This is a genomic window from Promicromonospora iranensis (assembly GCF_028994805.1).
Lineage (GTDB): Bacteria > Actinomycetota > Actinomycetes > Actinomycetales > Cellulomonadaceae > Promicromonospora > Promicromonospora iranensis.
In genome coordinates, this window is record NZ_JAJQQP010000018.1 from 50,265 (window position 1) to 68,137 (window position 17,873).

At 70.6% G+C, this 17,873-nt stretch carries 14 protein-coding genes; all 14 read left to right on the top strand.

What is annotated here, in order from left to right; all coding sequences use genetic code 11:
• The first annotated feature begins 13 nt into the window (after nucleotides 1-13).
• The 14 genes from LUM46_RS24950 (at nucleotide 14) to LUM46_RS25015 (ending at nucleotide 17,866) form a co-directional block, all read left to right on the top strand.
• On the top strand, nucleotides 14-1,315 hold the full coding sequence (locus tag LUM46_RS24950) for an NADH-quinone oxidoreductase subunit D (protein ID WP_374727007.1): 1,302 nt from the start codon (nucleotides 14-16) through the stop codon (nucleotides 1,313-1,315).
• Nucleotides 1,312-2,130, top strand: coding sequence for an NADH-quinone oxidoreductase subunit NuoE (gene nuoE, locus LUM46_RS24955; protein WP_274997803.1), 819 nt, complete (start codon nucleotides 1,312-1,314; stop codon nucleotides 2,128-2,130). Before LUM46_RS24950 ends, nuoE begins: the two co-directional genes overlap by 4 nt.
• A complete protein-coding gene (gene nuoF, locus LUM46_RS24960; protein WP_274997804.1) occupies nucleotides 2,127-3,470 on the top strand; it encodes an NADH-quinone oxidoreductase subunit NuoF in 1,344 nt (447 codons plus the stop codon). The genes nuoE and nuoF overlap by 4 nt, the downstream gene beginning before the upstream one ends.
• Complete coding sequence (locus tag LUM46_RS24965; RefSeq protein ID WP_274997805.1) at nucleotides 3,470-6,064, top strand: NADH-quinone oxidoreductase subunit G; 2,595 nt, start codon at nucleotides 3,470-3,472, stop codon at nucleotides 6,062-6,064. The genes nuoF and LUM46_RS24965 overlap by 1 nt, the downstream gene beginning before the upstream one ends.
• On the top strand, nucleotides 6,061-7,359 hold the full coding sequence (nuoH, locus tag LUM46_RS24970) for an NADH-quinone oxidoreductase subunit NuoH (protein ID WP_274997807.1): 1,299 nt from the start codon (nucleotides 6,061-6,063) through the stop codon (nucleotides 7,357-7,359). Before LUM46_RS24965 ends, nuoH begins: the two co-directional genes overlap by 4 nt.
• On the top strand, nucleotides 7,352-8,278 hold the full coding sequence (gene nuoI / locus LUM46_RS26785; protein ID WP_374726945.1) for an NADH-quinone oxidoreductase subunit NuoI: 927 nt from the start codon (nucleotides 7,352-7,354) through the stop codon (nucleotides 8,276-8,278). The genes nuoH and nuoI overlap by 8 nt, the downstream gene beginning before the upstream one ends.
• A complete protein-coding gene (locus tag LUM46_RS24980; protein ID WP_274997808.1) occupies nucleotides 8,275-9,093 on the top strand; it encodes an NADH-quinone oxidoreductase subunit J in 819 nt (272 codons plus the stop codon). The genes nuoI and LUM46_RS24980 overlap by 4 nt, the downstream gene beginning before the upstream one ends.
• Entirely contained in the window at nucleotides 9,093-9,392 is a 300-nt protein-coding gene (gene nuoK / locus LUM46_RS24985; RefSeq protein ID WP_253876018.1) for an NADH-quinone oxidoreductase subunit NuoK, read from the top strand. The genes LUM46_RS24980 and nuoK overlap by 1 nt, the downstream gene beginning before the upstream one ends.
• A 108-nt stretch (nucleotides 9,393-9,500) precedes the next feature.
• A complete protein-coding gene (gene nuoL, locus LUM46_RS24990) occupies nucleotides 9,501-11,426 on the top strand; it encodes an NADH-quinone oxidoreductase subunit L (RefSeq protein ID WP_274997939.1) in 1,926 nt (641 codons plus the stop codon).
• 11 nt (nucleotides 11,427-11,437) lie between these two features.
• Nucleotides 11,438-13,021, top strand: coding sequence for an NADH-quinone oxidoreductase subunit M (locus tag LUM46_RS24995; RefSeq protein ID WP_274997810.1), 1,584 nt, complete (start codon nucleotides 11,438-11,440; stop codon nucleotides 13,019-13,021).
• Nucleotides 13,018-14,814: an NADH-quinone oxidoreductase subunit NuoN gene (nuoN, locus tag LUM46_RS25000; RefSeq protein ID WP_274997811.1), complete on the top strand. Its 1,797-nt coding sequence runs from the start codon at nucleotides 13,018-13,020 to the stop codon at nucleotides 14,812-14,814. Before LUM46_RS24995 ends, nuoN begins: the two co-directional genes overlap by 4 nt.
• Nucleotides 14,811-15,899, top strand: a complete 1,089-nt coding sequence (locus LUM46_RS25005) for a polyprenyl synthetase family protein (RefSeq protein WP_274997812.1) — start codon at nucleotides 14,811-14,813, stop codon at nucleotides 15,897-15,899. Before nuoN ends, LUM46_RS25005 begins: the two co-directional genes overlap by 4 nt.
• Before the next feature lie 157 nt (nucleotides 15,900-16,056).
• Nucleotides 16,057-17,052 (top strand): type IV toxin-antitoxin system AbiEi family antitoxin, encoded by a 996-nt coding sequence (locus LUM46_RS25010; RefSeq protein ID WP_274997813.1) that lies wholly within the window; start codon nucleotides 16,057-16,059, stop codon nucleotides 17,050-17,052.
• Nucleotides 17,027-17,866, top strand: coding sequence for a hypothetical protein (locus LUM46_RS25015; RefSeq protein ID WP_274997815.1), 840 nt, complete (start codon nucleotides 17,027-17,029; stop codon nucleotides 17,864-17,866). The genes LUM46_RS25010 and LUM46_RS25015 overlap by 26 nt, the downstream gene beginning before the upstream one ends.
• Nucleotides 17,867-17,873 lie beyond the last annotated feature (7 nt).

The window sequence follows — 17,873 nt, forward strand, 5'->3', positions numbered from 1 at the left end:
CGGGAACGAGGACATGGCGTCCACGGTGCGCGCCTTCGAGGCGTACGGCGACGGCGACTGGGACGACATCGCGCGCGAGGCGATCGGCGAGGAGCGGATCGTCGTCAACATGGGTCCGCAGCACCCGTCCACGCACGGCGTGCTGCGCCTGATGCTGGAGATCGACGGCGAGACCGTCACCGAGGCCCGCGCCGGCATCGGCTACCTGCACACGGGCATCGAGAAGAACATGGAGTTCCGGACGTGGACGCAGGGCACCACGTTCTGCACCCGCATGGACTACGTGGCGCCCCTGTTCCAGGAGGCCGCCTACTGCCTCGCGGTGGAGAAGCTCCTCGGCATCACCGACGACGTGCCCGAGCGCGCCTCCGTGATCCGCGTCCTGATGATGGAGCTCAACCGCATCGCCTCCCACCTCGTCTGCCTCGGCACCGGCGGCAACGAGATGGGCGCCACCACCGTGATGACCATCGGGTTCACCGCCCGCGAGGAGATCCTGCGTCTCTTCGAGGCCGTGACCGGCCTGCGCATGAACCACGCGTACATCCGGCCCGGCGGTGTCGCCGTCGACGTGCCCGAGGGGTTCACCACGCAGGCCCGCGCGGCGCTCACGAACGTGCGCGGCTACCTCAAGCAGCTGAGCGACCTCATGCTCGCCAACCCGATCTTCAAGGCGCGCCTGACCGGCGTCGGCGTGCTCAACCTCTCCGGGTGCATGGCGCTCGCGATGACCGGCCCGGTGCTGCGCTCCACCGGCCTGCCGTACGACGTCCGCAAGGACAACCCGTACTGCGGCTACGAGACGTACGACTTCGACGTCCCCACCTCGAAGGGTGCCGACTGCTACGACCGCGTGGTGCTCCGCGTCGAGGAGTGCTACCAGTCCCTCAAGATCGTCGAGCAGGCCCTGGAGCGGCTCGACCGCACCGAGGGCGAGCCGGTCATGGTGGCCGACAAGAAGATCGCCTGGCCGGCCCAGCTCGCGGTCGGCGGCGACGGCCAGGGCAACTCGCTGGAGCACATCAAGAAGATCATGGGCACCTCCATGGAGGCCCTGATCCACCACTTCAAGCTGGTCACCGAGGGCTTCCGCGTCCCCGTCGGCCAGGCGTGGCAGACCGTGGAGCACCCGCGGGGGGAGCTGGGCGTGCACGTCGTGTCCGACGGCGGCACCCGCCCCTACCGCGCGCACTTCCGCGACCCCTCGTTCAACAACCTCCAGGGCGTGTCCGTGATGTGCGAGGGCGGCCAGGTGGCCGACGTCGTCGTCGCCGTCGCGTCGCTGGACCCCGTGCTGGGAGGTGTGGACCGATGACCGCAGAACCGGTCGAGACCGCGACGAGGACCCGCTACGACGCGGACACCCTGGCCGCGCTGACCGCCGACGCCACGGCGATCATGGAGCGCTACCCGAACCCTCGCTCCGGCCTGCTGCCGATGCTGCACCTCGTGCAGTCGGTCGACGGCTACGTGAGCCGGGACGGCATCCTGTTCTGTGCCGAGATGCTCGGCATCACCGCCGCCGAGGTCTCGGCGGTCGCCACCTTCTACACCCAGTACAAGCGCCACCCCAACGGCACCTACACCGTCGGCGTGTGCACGAACACGCTGTGCGCGGTGATGGGCGGCGACGCGATCTTCGACGAGCTGAGCGAGCACCTCGGCGTCGGGCACGACGAGACGACGGACGACGGCGCGATCACCCTCGAGCGCGTCGAGTGCAACGCCGCCTGCGACTACGCCCCCGTCGTGATGGTCAACTGGGAGTTCTTCGACAACCAGACGCCCGAGACGGCGACGGCGCTCGCGGACCGGCTGCGCCTCGGCGAGGACGTCGCCCCGACCCGGGGCGCGGCGTCGGTGTGCTCGTTCAAGCAGATGAGCCGGGTCCTGGCCGGGTTCAACGACGGCCGCGCCGACGAGGACGCCGGCACGGGTGAGCCGACGCTCGCCGGCCTGCGGATCGCCCGCGAACGCGGCTGGACGGCGCCCGAGGGCCCGGACTCCGAGCCCGACAAGCGGGGCGAGACCATCACGGGCGAGCCCGGGTCGAGCGCGGAACGCCCGCCCACGACGCCGTCGGACACCCAGGTCGGCAAGGACAAGAAGCCCGGAGAGGACGCGAAGTGACCCTCACACCGGTACTGACCGACACGTGGGACAAGGACCGCTCGTGGCGCCTGGCGACCTATGAGCGCGCCGGCGGCTACGCCGGCCTCAAGAAGGCCCTGAAGACGGAGCCCGCCGACCTGGTGCAGGCCGTGAAGGACTCCGGCCTCCGCGGCCGCGGCGGCGCCGGCTTCCCCACGGGCATGAAGTGGGGCTTCCTCCCCCCGCCCGACGGCGGTCCGCGCTACCTCGTCGTCAACGCCGACGAGTCCGAGCCGGGCACCTGCAAGGACATCCCGCTCATGCTCGCCAGCCCGCAGCACCTGATCGAGGGCGTGGCGATCACGAGCTACGCGATCGGCTGCGACCACGCGTTCATCTACGTGCGCGGCGAGGTGCTGCACGTCTACCGCCGGCTGCTGAACGCCGTCGAGGAGGCATACAGGGCGGGCTACCTGGGCAAGAACATCCTGGGCTCGGGCTACGACCTCGACGTCACGGTGCACGCCGGGGCCGGCGCCTACATCTGCGGCGAGGAGACGGCGCTGCTCGACTCGCTCGAGGGTCTGCGCGGCCAGCCGCGGCTCAAGCCGCCGTTCCCCGCGGTCGCCGGTCTGTATGCGCGGCCCACGGTGGTGAACAACGTGGAGTCCATCGCCTCGGTCCCCGCGATCGTCGCGAAGGGTGCCGACTGGTTCTCCTCGATGGGCACCGAGAAGTCGCAGGGCCACGGACTGTTCTCCCTGTCGGGGCACGTCACGAAGCCCGGCCAGTACGAGGCACCGCTCGGCATCACGCTGCGCGAGCTGCTCGACCTGGCGGGCGGCGTGCGCCAGGGGCACGAGCTGAAGTTCTGGACCCCGGGTGGCTCCTCCACGCCGATCTTCACGGCCGAGCACCTCGACGTCCCGCTCGACTACGAGTCCGTGGGCGCCGCGGGGTCGATGCTCGGCACGCGCGCGCTGCAGATCTTCGACGAGACGGTGTGCGTCGTCCGCGCGGTGTCGCGCTGGACCGACTTCTACGCGCACGAGTCGTGCGGCAAGTGCACGCCGTGCCGCGAGGGCACCTACTGGCTCAAGCAGGTGCTGCACCGCATCGAGGCCGGCGAGGGGCAGGACAGCGATCTCGACCTGCTGCTCGACCTGTGCGACAACATCCTCGGCCGGGCGTTCTGCGCCCTGGGTGACGGCGCCACCTCGCCGATCACCTCCAGCGTCCAGCTGTTCCGCGAGGAGTACCAGGCGCACATCGACGGCCACGGCTGCCCGTTCGACCCGAGCGCGTCGGCACTCTTCGCGTACACCCCCAAGACACGCACTCCGGGTGCCCTCGCGGGCGCCGGCGCGGGAGGTCACTGATGACCGTCACCACGAACAACCCCAGCACCGAGGCCGCACCGGTCGAGCTGGTCACCTTCACCATCGACGGCACGGAGATCAGCGTCCCCAAGGGCACGCTGATCATCCGGGCCGCCGAGCAGGCAGGGATCCAGATCCCCCGGTTCTGCGACCACCCGCTCCTGGCGCCCGCCGGCGCCTGCCGGCAGTGCCTCGTCGAGGTGTCCATGCCGGACCGGGAGGGCAACGTCCGGCCCATGCCGAAGCCGCAGGCGTCCTGCACCATGACGGTCGCGCCCGGCATGATCGTCAAGACGCAGCACACCTCCGCGGTCGCCGACAAGGCGCAGCAGGGCGTCATGGAGCTGCTGCTCATGAACCACCCGCTGGACTGCCCGGTGTGCGACAAGGGCGGCGAGTGCCCCCTGCAGAACCAGGCGATGTCGAACGGCCGTCCGGACTCGCGGTTCACCGACGTCAAGCGGACGTTCCCCAAGCCGATCGCGCTCTCCACGCAGATCCTGCTCGACCGCGAGCGCTGCGTGCTGTGCCAGCGCTGCACGCGGTTCAGCGAGGAGATCGCCGGAGACGCGTTCATCGCGCTGCAGGACCGCGGCGCGCACCAGCAGATCGGCCGGTTCGACGAGGGGGTGCTCGGGTTCGCGGGCGAGCCCGTCGGTCCCGTCGACCGCCCGGTCGGTGAGGCCACCAACGACACCTCGGGCCGGCCGTTCTCGTCCTACTACTCCGGCAACACCGTGCAGATCTGCCCGGTGGGTGCGCTCACGGGCGCGGGCTACCGCTTCCGAGGGCGCCCCTTCGACCTGGTCAGCACCGAGAGCATCGCGGAGCACGACTCCTGCGGCTCCGCGATCCGCATCGACCACCGCCGCGGCCAGGTGCTGCGCCGGTTGTCGGGCGAGGACCCGGTCGTCAACGAGGAGTGGATCACCGACAAGGACCGCTTCGCCTTCACCTGGCAGTCCTCCGCGGACCGCATCACCACGCCGCTGGTCCGGGAGAACGGCGAGCTCCGGCCGGCCTCCTGGGTCGAGGCCCTGGAGATCGCGGCGGCAGGCCTGACGCAGGCCCGGCAGGACGGCGGCGTCGGAGTGCTGCCCGGCGGCCGGCTCACCGTCGAGGACGCCTTCGCCTGGTCGCGCTTCGCGCGCACGGCGCTGGGTACCAACGACGTCGACCAGCGCTCGCGCGTGCACTCCGCCGAGGAGGCCGCGTTCCTGGCCCACGTGGTGGCCGGCTCGGGCGTCGGTGTCACGTTCGGCGACCTCGAGCAGGCGCCCGCGGTGCTGCTCGTCGGCCTGGAGGCCGAGGAGGAGGCGGGCATCACGTTCCTGCGGCTGCGCAAGGGAGCCACGGGGAAGGCCGGGACGAAGGTCTTCGCGGTGGCCCCCTACGCGACGCGTGGTCTGACCCGCATGAACGGCACGCTGCTGCCGGCCGCGCCCGGCACCGAGGCCGAGTGGCTGACCAGCCTGACCACCACGCTCGGTGGCGGTCTGTCCCCGGCCGACGCACCGACGTCGGACATCGACACCAGCGCCCTGGCCCAGCCGGGCGCCGTGATCCTCGTGGGCGAGCGCCTCGCGGGGTCGCCCGGTGCGTACGCCGCGGCTCTCGGCCTCGCTGAGGCGACGGGCGCGCGGCTCGCGTGGATCCCGCGCCGTGCGGGTGAGCGGGGCGGCGTCGAGGCGGGCCTGCTGCCCGGCCTGCTGCCGGGCGGTCGCCCGGTGGCGGACGCCGCCGCACGCGCCGAGGTCGCCCAGGCCTGGGGTACCGAGGTCCCGGAGACCCCGGGCCGGGACACCGCCGGCATCCTCGCGGCGCTGGCGGACGGCACGCTGGGCGGTGCGGTCGTCGGCGGCGTCGAGCTGGCCGACCTGCCCGACCCGGCCGCCGCACGTGCGGCGCTCGACGCAGCCGGCTTCGTGGTGAGCCTCGAGGTACGTGCCTCCGAGGTGACCGAGCGGGCCGACATCGTGCTGCCCGTCGCGCCGCCCGTGGAGCGTGCCGGCTCGTACTGGAACTGGGAGGGCCGCGTGCGGTCCTTCGGCGCCGCGCTCGAGTCGAGCGCACTGCCCGACCACCGCGTGCTGCACGTGCTGGCCCAGCACTTCGACGTCGACCTGCAGGCGGCGTCGCCGACCGACGCCCACCTGTCCATCGCCGTGACGCAGCGCAGCGCCTGGGCGGGTGACCGTCTGGCGGTCGAGGCCGGCGCGCCGGCCGAGCCGCCCACCATCGGTCCGGGTCAGGCGGTGCTCGCCACCTGGCGGCTCCAGCTCGACGCGGGGCGCGGCCAGGACGGCGAGCAGTTCCTCGCCGGCACGGCCAAGCGGCCCGTGGCCCGCATGTCCGCCGCCACGGCGGCCGGCTTCGGTGCGGCCGACGGCGACCGGGTCACCGTCAGCACGCAGCGCGGTGCCATCGAGGCGCCCGCCGTGGTCACCGACGGCATGGTCGACGGTGTCGTGTGGCTGCCGCTCAACAGCGCCGGCTGCCGCGTGCACGACACGCTCGGCGCGGCGGCCGGCGACCTCGTCACCGTCACGGTCGCCGTCGCCGTCGCAGATCGCTCGGAAGGAACCGCTCGATGAACCCGGTGATCCTGGCCGCGGCCGCACCCGGCGTGACCGCCGACTTCTCGCAGGAGACCATCTGGGCCTCCATCGTGAAGGCCGTGCTGATCGTGGTGTTCCTCCTGACCAGCGTGCTCTTCGCGATCTGGTTCGAGCGCAAGGTCGTCGCGCGCATGCAGGTGCGCCCCGGCCCGAACTGGCACGGGCCGTTCGGCCTGCTGCAGTCGCTCGCGGACGCCATGAAGCTCCTGCTCAAGGAGGACCTGACGGTCACCCGGGCCGACCGGTTCGTGTACCTGCTGGCACCGATGATCTCGGTGTTCTGCTCGCTCCTGGTGTTCGCCGTCATCCCGTTCGGGCCCAGCGTGTCGTTCTTCTGGACCGACTGGACCACCCCGGCGCAGCTCACCGACTTCCCCGTCGCGGTGCTGTACGTGCTGGCCGCCGCGGCGCTCGGTGTCTACGGCATCGTGCTGGGCGGCTGGGCCTCCGGCTCCACCTACCCGCTGCTCGGCGCCGTGCGCTCGACGGCGCAGGTGATCAGCTACGAGCTCGCGATGGGCCTGTCGCTGGTGAGCGTGTTCATCATGGCGGGGTCGATGTCGACGTCGCAGATCGTGGACAGCCAGACGCAGATCTGGTGGTTCATCCCGCTCGCTCCCGCGTTCGTGATCTACGTGATCTCGATGGTCGGCGAGACCAACCGGCTGCCGTTCGACCTGCCCGAGGCCGAGGGCGAGCTCGTCTCCGGCTACATGACCGAGTACTCGTCGATGAAGTTCGCCTGGTTCTTCCTGGCGGAGTACATCAACATGCTCAACGTCTCCGCCGTCGCCGTCACGCTCTTCCTGGGCGGCTGGCGGGCGCCGGTGCCCGACGGGTTCCTGGGCGGTGCCCTGAACGAGGGCTGGCTGCCCATCCTCTGGTTCCTCGTGAAGCTCTGGGGCGTCATGTTCTTCTTCGTGTGGGTGCGCGGCACGCTGCTGCGCCTGCGCTACGACCAGTTCATGATCTTCGGCTGGAAGGTCCTCATCCCGGTCGCGCTCGGCTGGGTCGTCGTGCTCGCCGTCGTGCAGTGGCTGCAGCGCGTGCAGGGCGTCACCTACCAGCAGTTCATCCCGGTGATCGTCGGCGCCGCCGTCGTCTTCATCGCGGTCATGTGGTTCTGGCCCGAGAAGAAGGAAGCTCCACCGGGCGCCGACCAGGAGAAGGAGCCCGTCGACGCCTTCGCCGGCGGGTTCCCGGTACCGCCGCTGCCCGGCGAGAAGCTGCCCCCGTCCAAGCGGTTCGGAAAGGAGGTCCACGGTGAGTGAGCGTCAGGCGAGTGAGTACCAGCCCCTGCGGCCCCAGCCGGGGCCCATCGGGGAGATGTTCGCCCCCGTCGCGGGCTTCGGCGTGACGCTGTCGTCGATGTTCAAGCCCACGGTCACGGAGCAGTACCCCCGCGAGAAGGTGCCTACCCAGCGCCGGTTCCACGGGCGCCACCAGCTCAACCGGTACGCCGACGGGCTGGAGAAGTGCATCGGCTGCGAGCTGTGCGCCTGGGCGTGCCCGGCGGACGCGATCTACGTCGAGGGCGCGTCGAACGCGGCCCTGCCGCAGAACGCCGGCCTGGACGTGAACGCGGACGACTCCCACGGGGCCCACATGAGCCCCGGCGAGCGGTACGGCTCCGTCTACCAGATCAACTATCTGCGCTGCATCTTCTGCGGGCTGTGCATCGAGGCCTGCCCGACGCGCGCGCTGACCATGACCAACGACTTCGAGCTGGCCGGCAAGACGCGCGCCGGCATGATCTACGAGAAGCAGGACCTCCTGGCCCCGCTCTCCGAGGGCATGCTGGCCGCGCCCCACCCGATGGTCGAGGGAACCACGGACACCGACTACTACGGCGGTGACGTCCTCGGCCCGACGGCGGCGCAGGTCGAGTGGGTCCGCGAGCAGCGGCCGGACGACCCGACGCTGGACGCGGCAGAGGCGGTGGTGTCGGGCAAGGCTCCGGCGCCCACGCAGCAGCAGCACGAGCTGCGCCCGGAGGAGGGTCCCGGTGCGGCCGAGAAGTCGGCGGGTGCCGCTTCGGTCGGCTCGGTACGGGTGCTGGCCGACGGTTCGCAGGTGAACGTCGCCGAGACCGGTGCGCGCGAGACCAGCGAGCCGGGCTCGACGTCCGCGGCGGACCTCACCGCCGGGGCCTCGACCGGTCCGGCCGCCGGCAGGGAGGCGCGCGCATGACCCCCACCGGCTTCGAGATCTCGGGCGGCGAGACCGTCCTGTTCTGGGTGATCGCCCCCCTCATGGTCCTCGCCGCGCTGGGCCTGCTGTTCGTGAAGCGGGCAGTGCACGCGGCGATGTGCCTCGTCTTCGTGATGGTCAGCATGGCGATCCTGTACATCGCGCAGGAGGCGCCGTTCCTCGGCGTCGTCCAGGTGGTGGTGTACACGGGCGCCGTGATGATGCTGTTCCTGTTCGTGCTGATGCTCGTCGGTGTCGACGCGTCCGACTCGCTCACCGAGACCATCCGGGGGCAGCGCTGGATCGGTCTGCTCATCGGCATCGGCCTTGCGGCGATCCTCGGCGGTGTGGTGGCGAACGCCGCGTTCCCGCCGGCCCGTGGCCTGGAGGGAGGCGACCCCGGTGGCGTCGCCAACCCGCAGGCCCTGGCACGCGTGCTGTTCGGCGACTACGTGCTGGCCATGGAGGCCGTCGGCGTGCTGCTCGTGACCGCGGCGGTCGGCGCGCTGGTGCTGACGCACCGGCGCCGGCTCGCACCGAAGCAGACGCAGGAGTCGGTCGCCGAGGCGCGCATCAAGGCGCTGCCCGACGGCGTCATCCTCACCCCGCTGCCGTCGCCCGGCGTCTACGCCCGGTCCAACGCGATGGACACGCCGGCGCTCGGCCCGGACGGCGAGCAGGTACCGCAGTCCGTGTCGCGTGTCCTGCGCATCCGCGGGCAGGAGCGGCCTGCGCCGCCCGGCCCGGCGGTGGTCTCGACAAGCTCGACCCGCGGGACGACAGGCTCGGCCCCCGAGTCGGAGAAGGACGCCTGATGGACATCACCAACTACGTGGTCCTGGCCGCCGTGCTCTTCGCCATCGGGGCGACGACCGTGCTGCTGCGCCGCAACGCGATCGTCGTGTTCATGGGCGTGGAGCTCATGCTCAACGCGACCAACCTCGCCTTCGTCACCTTCGCCAGGATGCACGGCGACCTGACGGGCCAGGTGCTCGCCTTCTTCGTCATGGTCGTCGCCGCCGCCGAGGTCGTCGTCGGCCTCGCCATCATCGTGACGATCTTCCGTACCCGCCGCTCGGCCTCGGTCGACGACGTCAACCTGCTCCGTGGGTGAGGCGGAGGTGCAGCGCAGGGTGCGGGCCGAGGAACGAGGCACTCGCCCGCAGCGGAACCGGAGACTCACCCACCATGAAGAACCTCTGAGGGGGAGACAGTGAACGACGTGATCGGGCTCGCCCCCTGGCTGGTCGGCCTTCCGCTGATCGGCGCAGCGATCCTGCTGCTGGGTGGCAAGGCCACCGACCGCTGGGGCCACTGGCTCGGGGTGGCGGCCTCGGCCGCCTCCGCGGTCATCGGCTTCATCCTGATGTTCCGCATGATCGGCACGCCCGCCGAGGAGCGGTCCATCGACCACCACCTGTGGACCTGGCTGTCCGCGGGCGGCCTGGACGTGGATCTCGGTATCCGGCTGGACCCGCTGTCCCTGACGTTCGTGATGCTCGTGACCTTCGTGGGCACGCTCATCCACGTGTACTCGGTGGCCTACATGGACCACGACCCGCACCGGCGTCGGTTCTTCGGCTACCTCAACCTGTTCGTCGCGGCCATGCTGACGCTGGTCCTCGCCGACTCCTACCTCCTGCTCTTCGTGGGCTGGGAGGGTGTGGGTCTCGCGTCCTACCTGCTCATCGGGTTCTGGGACACGGGGCGGCCCTCCGCCCGGGAGAACGCGGTGGCGGCGAAGAAGGCCTTCGTCATGAACCGCATCGGGGACATGGGCCTCATCGCGGCGATGGCGCTGCTGTTCGCGGGGACGGGCGCCCTGGACTTCGGTACCACCCTGTCCGACGACGCCGTCGGCTCGCTGTCCGAACCCACCGCCACAGCCATCGGCCTCTGCCTGCTGCTCGCCGCCTGCGGCAAGTCGGCGCAGTTCCCGCTGCAGGCCTGGCTGGGTGACGCGATGGCCGGCCCCACGCCGGTGTCCGCGCTGATCCACGCCGCCACGATGGTCACCGCCGGTGTCTACCTCATGGTGCGCTCCGGCCCGATCCTCGAGGCCGCGCCCACCGCGCAGCTCGTCGTGGTGATCGTGGGTGCCGTGACCCTGCTGTTCGGTGCGGTGGTCGGTACCGCGAAGGACGACATCAAGAAGGCGCTGGCCGCCTCCACGATGTCCCAGATCGGCTACATGATGCTCGCGGCGGGTCTCGGCCCGGCCGGGTACGCGTTCGCGATCTTCCACCTGCTCACGCACGGCTTCTTCAAGGCGGGGCTGTTCCTCGGCGCCGGCTCCGTGATGCACGCGATGGACGACCAGACCGACATGCGCCGCTTCGGCGGCCTGTCGCGGTTCCTGCCGATCACGTGGATCACCATGGGGCTCGGCTGGCTGGCGATCCTCGGGATCCCGCCGTTCTCCGGCTTCTGGTCGAAGGACGGGATCATCGAGGCGGCCTTCATGCCCGTGGAGGGCCAGCCCTGGCGGGCCTGGGTGTTCGGCACGGTGGCGGTGCTCGGCGCCGCGATCACCGCGTTCTACATGACCCGCCTGTTCTTCATGACGTTCGGCGGACGCCGTCCGCGCTGGGCGGAGAACCAGCACCCGCACGAGAGCTCGCCGCTGATGTGGTGGCCCTTGGTGTTCCTCGGCGTCGGTTCCGCCGCGCTGGGTGCCGTGCTCGGCATCGGCGGCACGTTCGTCACCTGGCTGGAGCCGGTGGTCGGGCACGCCGAGCACCACGAACCGGTGCTGCCGGTGCCCGTGATCATCACCGCCACGCTCGTGGTCGTGGTGCTCGGGGCGCTCCTGGCGTTCCGGATGTACGCGGTCTCCCTCGTGCCGGAGGAGGCGCCGCGCGGCTCCGTCCTGACCCGGGCGGCCCGCAGGGACCTGTACCAGGACGCCGCCAACGAGACGCTGGTGCTCAAGCCCGCGCACGGCGTGGCCCGCCTGGTCCAGGTCGGCGACCGTGACGTCGTCGACCGCGGCTGGGGCGCCCTGCCCCAGGCCGTGTCGTGGTTCGGTGCGGCGTTCCGGAAGGCGCAGAGCGGCTACGTCCGCTCGTACGCGGCAGGCATGGCGGGTGGCGTCCTCGTGATCGCCGTCGTCGTCTGGCTCGTGGCCGGCCTCGGTGGTGCCCAGTGATCGGAGGAGAGATGTTTCCCTGGCTGACCGCGCTCATCGCGTGGCCGCTGGTCGGCGCGGCCCTGGTAGGTCTGAGCGCGCTCGGCCGGTCCCGGACCGGTCCGGCGAGCGCGGGGGTGGGCCTCGCCCGCCCCCTGGCGCTCCTGTTCTCGCTGGTCGAGGTGGCCCTGCTCGTCGGTGCGTTCGCCGCCTTCGACACGGGCGCCGCCGCCGAGCACCAGCTCGGCGCCACCTACGCGTGGATCCCGCAGATCGGCGTCTCGTACGCGGTGGCCGTCGACGGTGTCGGCCTGCTGCTCGTGGCGCTGGCCGTGGTGCTCGTGCCACTGGTGCTGCTGGCCGCCTGGAAGGAGCAGGGGCGGGACGAGGTGCGGCTGCGCAGGTTCGTCGGCCTCGTGCTGCTGCTCGAGGCGTTCATGGTCGCGGTGTTCTGCGCCCGTGACGTGTTCCTGTTCTACGTGCTGTTCGAGGCCATGCTGATCCCCGCCTACTTCCTCATCGGCGGGTTCGGGCAGGGCGCCGGACGGCGCAAGGCGGCCGTCAAGTTCCTGATGTTCAGCCTGGGTGGCGGGCTGATCATGCTCGCCGCGGTGATCGCGCTGTACTTCCTGGGCGTCAGCGCCGGGGTGGACCCGAGCCGGGCGTTCCTCGTGGACGAGCTCGTCGCCGTCGACCTGGGCACCACCGCCGAGCGCCTGATGTTCGTCGGGTTCTTCATCGCCTTCGCGATCAAGGCGCCGATGGTGCCGGTGCACAGCTGGTTGCCCGACGTCGCGGGGAACGCCACCCCGGGCACGTCCACCCTGCTGATCTGCGTGCTGGACAAGGTCGGCACGTTCGGCATGCTGACGCTGTGCCTGCCGCTGTTCCCGGAGGCGTCCCGCTGGGCCGCGCCGCTGGTGATCGCGCTCGCCGTGATCTCGGTGCTCTACGGCGCGATCATGGCGATCATGCAGACCGACCTGCTGCGCCTGGTCGGCTGGACATCGGTGAGCCACTTCGGGTTCATCATCCTGGGCATCTTCACGTTCACGCCGCTGGGCACGGCCGGGTCGAGCTTCATGATGCTCAACCACGGCCTGGCCACCGGTGCGCTGTTCCTGGTCGCCGGGTTCCTCGTGTCCCGGCACCCGGAGAAGTCGCAGAAGATCGCCGACTACAGCGGTCTGCGGTCGGTCACGCCGGTGCTCGCCGGGACGTTCCTCGTCGCGGGTCTCGCGACGCTGTCGCTGCCCGGCCTGGCCACGTTCGTCAGCGAGATCATGGTGCTCGTCGGCGCGTTCGGCGGGTCGCCCGCCGGCTCCGCCGGCTGGGCGATCGCCGCGGTGCCGGGTGTGGTGCTCGCAGCGGTCTACGTGCTGCTGACCTACCAGAAGATCTTCACGGGAGCGCCGGCGGCCGGGCTCGAGGCCCTGCCCGACCTCAGGCTGCGTGAGCGCGTCGTCGCGGCGCCGCTCGTCGTCGGACTCCTGGTGCTCGGCCTCGTGCCGGGCCTGGCCCTGACCTACGTCGACGCGCCGGCCGAGCAGTCGGTGGCGCTCACGACGGTCGACGAACCGGCGGATGACGCCACGCAGATGGGGAGCGACCAGTGATCGAGTCCGAGTTCGTGCCACCCGAGATCGACTGGCTCGCCCTGGCGCCGCTCATCGTGGTGCTGGGTGCGGGCGTGGTGGGTGTGCTCATCGAGGCGTTCGTGCCCGCGAAGGCCCGCCGTGCGACCCAGATCGTGCTGACCCTGGCCGCACTGGCCGGCGGGTTCGCCTTCGTCGCCGTGCTCTGGCCGCAGATCGTGGCCCAGCCCGTGCAGGTGCTGGGCGGCAGCCTGACCCTCACGCCCTTCGCGCTCGGTGCGCAGGGCATCATCGCCGTGCTCGCCTTCCTCGGTGTGCTCGTGGTGGCCGACCGCACGGCCACGGGGCAGGACGCGTTCGCGCCCACCGCCTCGGCGGTGCCGGGCACCTCGTACGAGGACCTGGCCCGCCGGTCCGGCCTGGAGCAGACGGAGATCTACCCGCTGCTGCTGTTCGCGGCGGGCGGCATGATGCTGTTCGCCTCGACCGACGACCTCATCGTCATGTTCATCGCGCTGGAGGTGCTCTCGCTCCCGCTGTACGTCCTGTGCGCAACGGCGCGCCGGCGTCGGCTCCTGTCGCAGGAGGCGGCTGCCAAGTACTTCCTGCTGGGCGCGTTCGCCTCGGCGTTGTTCATCTTCGGCGTCGCGCTGATCTACGGGTTCGCCGGAACGGTGCGGCTCCTGGAGATCGCCCAGCGGCTGCAGCAGGGTCTGCCGCTCGAGGGCATGAGCGTGCTCCTCGTCGCCGGCGTGCTGCTGGTCGTCGTCGGCCTGCTGTTCAAGGTCGGGGCGGTGCCGTTCCACGCCTGGACGCCCGACGTCTACACCGGCGCGCCCACGCCGATCACGGGCTTCATGGCCGCGTGCACCAAGGTGGCGGCCGTCGCCGCGCTGGTCCAGGTGCTGTACCGGGTGTCGATCGGCGTGCAGGCGGTGGACCCGGAGATCATGCGGCAGCTGCAGATGGTCATCGTCGTGGTCGCCGTCCTGACGATGGCCGTCGGCACGGTCGTCGGTTCCGTCCAGACCGACGTGAAGCGCCTCCTGGCCTACTCGTCGATCGCGCACGCCGGCTTCCTGCTGGTGGGCGTCGCGGGCTTCAACGCGCAGGTCCAGTCGTCCACGCTCTTCTACCTGATCGCCTACGGCATCGCCACGATCGGCGCCTTCGGCGTGGTCACGCTGGTCCGGGAGCGCCGGGTCACGCCCGGCGCGGGCGAGCACAACGGCCCGGTGGGTGACGACGGCGTGGTGCTCGGCGAGGCGACGGAGATCGCGCAGTGGGCCGGGCTGGGCCGCAAGGCCCCGTGGCTCACCGCCGCGTTCGCGCTGTTCCTGCTGTCGATGGCGGGCATCCCGCTCACCGCCGGGTTCATCGCCAAGTTCGGCGCGTTCACCGGCGCGACCACGGGCGGCCTCTGGTGGCTCGCGGTCCTCGGTGTGCTCGCGTCGGTGGTCGCCGTCGCGTTCTACCTGCGGCTGCTCGTGGTCATGGTGTTCCAGCGGGCGCAGGACGACCCGGCGGAGCCGCAGGTCAAGCTCGCCGAGGCGACGCCGGGTGCCGCGCCCGGCGAGGCGGAGGTCTCGACCAGCGGTGCGGTCTCGACCGGCGCGACCACCGGCGCCGGCGCGACCGCCACGCTGACCACGGTGCAGGTCACGACCGCGCAGCGGATCGAGGTGACAGTGGTCCGGTCCCGTGGGCCGGCCGCCGTGGCCATCGCCGTCTGCGCGCTCGCGACAGTGATTCTCGGCGTTTTCCCGTCTCCGGTTCTCGCTCTGGTGGAACAGGCAAGTAAGTTCGTGCCGTGACCTCCGCACCGCTGCCGCCCCAGACGACGACGGGTACGTCCGCGTCGGCTCCTCCGGCCGCTCCGTCGAACCTGCCCGATCCGACCGCGCTCGGCCTGCCGATCTCCGACCCGGAGCTGGCTGCCCGGCTCGCGGAACGGCTGACGGTGGTCGACGAGGCGCTCCTGGCGGCCGTCGCCAGCGCGGACAAGCTGGCCGACGGCGCCTCGCGGCACCTCATCGACGCCGGTGGCAAGCGGTTCCGTCCCCTGCTCACCCTGCTGACGGGTGAGCTGGGCGACGGCGCCGCGCCCGGCGTCGTCGACGCCGCGGTGGTGGTCGAGCTGACGCAGGTCGCCTCGCTGTACCACGACGACGTCATGGACTCCGCGCCGATGCGGCGCGGAGCGCCCGCCGCCCACATGGTGTGGGGCAACTCGGTGGCGATCCTCGTGGGCGACATGCTGTTCGCGCGGGCGTCCGCGCGCGTCGCGGAGCTGGGGCCGGAGGCGGTGATCCTGCAGTCCAGGACGTTCGAGCGGATGTGCCTGGGCCAGCTGCACGAGACCATGGGCCCCGACGACGGCGAGGACGCGGTAGCGCACTATCTCCAGGTGCTGTCGGACAAGACGGCGTCGCTGCTCTCGGCCTCGGCCCGCCTGGGCGCGATGCTCGCGGCGGCGCCGCAGGAGCAGATCGAGGCGGTGGGCGCCTACGGAGAGAAGGTGGGCGTCGCCTTCCAGCTCGCCGACGACGTGCTCGACGTCGCTTCGTCCGGCGAGACCTCCGGCAAGACGCCGGGCACCGACCTGCGCGAGCACGTGCCGACCATGCCGGTGCTGCTGCTGCGCCAGCATGTCGCGTCGGACGCGGCCACCGACGAGGACCGGGACCTGCTCGCCACCCTCGACGGCGACCTGTCCTCCGACGAGGCCCTCGACGCCGCGGTGGAACGCCTGCGCGCGCACGCCGTCCTGGCGGAGACGCGGGACCTCGCCGTGCAGTGGGCGCGTGCGGCCTCGGCCGAGCTGGCGCCGCTGCCGGAGGGCCCGGTCAAGGAGTCCCTGGAGCAGTTCGCCCAGGTGCTGGCGGACCGCGCCGTCTGACGGGGGTGGCAAGCACCTTGGTCGAGGACGTCCCGGCGGGCAACCCTCTCGACAGATCGCCGACGGTGGTGCATTGACCAGGGCGCCCCGTGCCGACATGAGAACCGCAAATCCCCGTCGTGTTCAGATTTTTGCACTGTTCACTTAAACTGAACAGATGGCGAAAGTGAACGATGAGCTTCAGGTCCCTGCCGCGTTGCTCGCGGGCCTGGCCGAGCTGGGACTTGAAGCACGGGCTCAAGCAGGCGCGACGGCTGCGACTGGGCGAGCCGAGGTCACGGTTTCGCGCGCGGCCGCCGCGCAGCGCTTCGACATGCTCTGGGGTCGAGGGCTGCGGGTCTCCGACCTGGCGGGCGTGCCACGAGGCGATCTGCCGCGGTTCGTGTTTACCGACTACGTGCCTGACACCACGGGAGCGGCGTTCCGACGTGCTGGTGTTCAGTACCTGGATGAGGCCGGCAACGCATGGATCAGCTTCAGTTCCGTGCTGGTCGACGTTCGTGGACGTCGACGCATCGGTTCGACAGTGCGGTCGATGCCACGTGGCAATCTGTTCAGCCCGGGAAGCGCGCAGGTGGTCTTCGCGCTATTAGCATGGCCGGTGCTGTGGCGAGCAACGCGTCGGGAAGTCGCCCATGTCGCGGGGGTGTCATTGGGCAAGGCGCATGATGCGCTGGCGACCCTCGAAGGAGGGGGCTTCGGGCCGGACGCGATGCGGCGTCCGGACGAAGATCTCCTAGAACTGTGGGCAGCTGCCTATCCGGCAGGTCTGGGGCGGAGCTTGCTCCTTGGCACATTCCATGGCTCCGCCGAGCAGGTGCGGCCGATCGACAGAACCGATCGGCTGTACATCTCGGGCGAGGTCGCGGCCGACAGTCTGCTCAGACCGGCAACGCTCGACGTCTATGTCGCGGAACTCAAACCCCGTTTGGCCCTTGTCAACCGGTGGCGCACCGACGGCACTCCAAACATCGTCGTCCGCCGGAGCTTCTGGCGGGAACCGCCTGATACGCGAGGGCCTGGGGGCGGCGGGCCGGTTCCTGCTCCGTGGCCGCTTGTGTATGCGGACCTTCTAGCCTCCACCGACCCGCGGGTGCGAGCCGCTGCCAGAGAATGGAAGGATCGTCATGCTCAATCTCTCTGGCGTCCCTGATTCGCTGCTCGAAGTGGTTCGTGATGTGGTGTCAGAAGTTCGTAGGAGAACTCCGGAACTGGACCCGTCGGACATCATGGTGGTCGGCGCCGCGTGCCGAGATGTCTTGCACGCCGGACTAGGGCACTCGTTCCTCACCGTGGCGACCCGCGACATCGATCTCGGCCTTGCTCTGTCGAGCTGGGATGTCTTCGAGGAGCTTGCTGGTCACTTTCCTCGAGCGGGCAACACCGGCATTCGATACAAGATCGCAGGATGGCCAGTCGATCTCCTTCCCTTCGGGGACGTGGAGGATCCGGATGGTGTTGTAGTGCCGCCGACGCGGCCGGAGTCGATCAGCGTGTGGGCATTCGAGGAGATCTTCGCTGCTTCATCTGCGCTCGAACTGTCGACGACCCTACGGATCCGGATCCCAGGGGTCGCGGGATATGCGGCGGCGAAACTAGGCGCATGGCTTGACCGGTCGGAATGGGGCGAAACCAAAGATGCCGCCGACCTGGCGCTTGTCGCTTACTGGTACGCGGAATCCAGTCATGTCCAAGATCGCCTCTACGAGACTGACGCCGGGATGGAGATTCTGTTGGCCGAGGAACTCGACGTAGAACGCACCGCCGCCCGCCTCCTTGGTGCTGACGTCATGCAGATGATCGGTTCGCAGCGATCAGATGAGCTGATCGAACGCTGGCCGGGAGACGCCGAACTGCTGGTGCGCTCGTTCAAGCTGGGCAGTGGCCAGCAATGGCCAGGTGGGTTGTCGCGGCGGCAGCAACTCATCGACGCCCTGACACAAGGTCTCGTGGGCGTCCGTACCTGAAACCCGC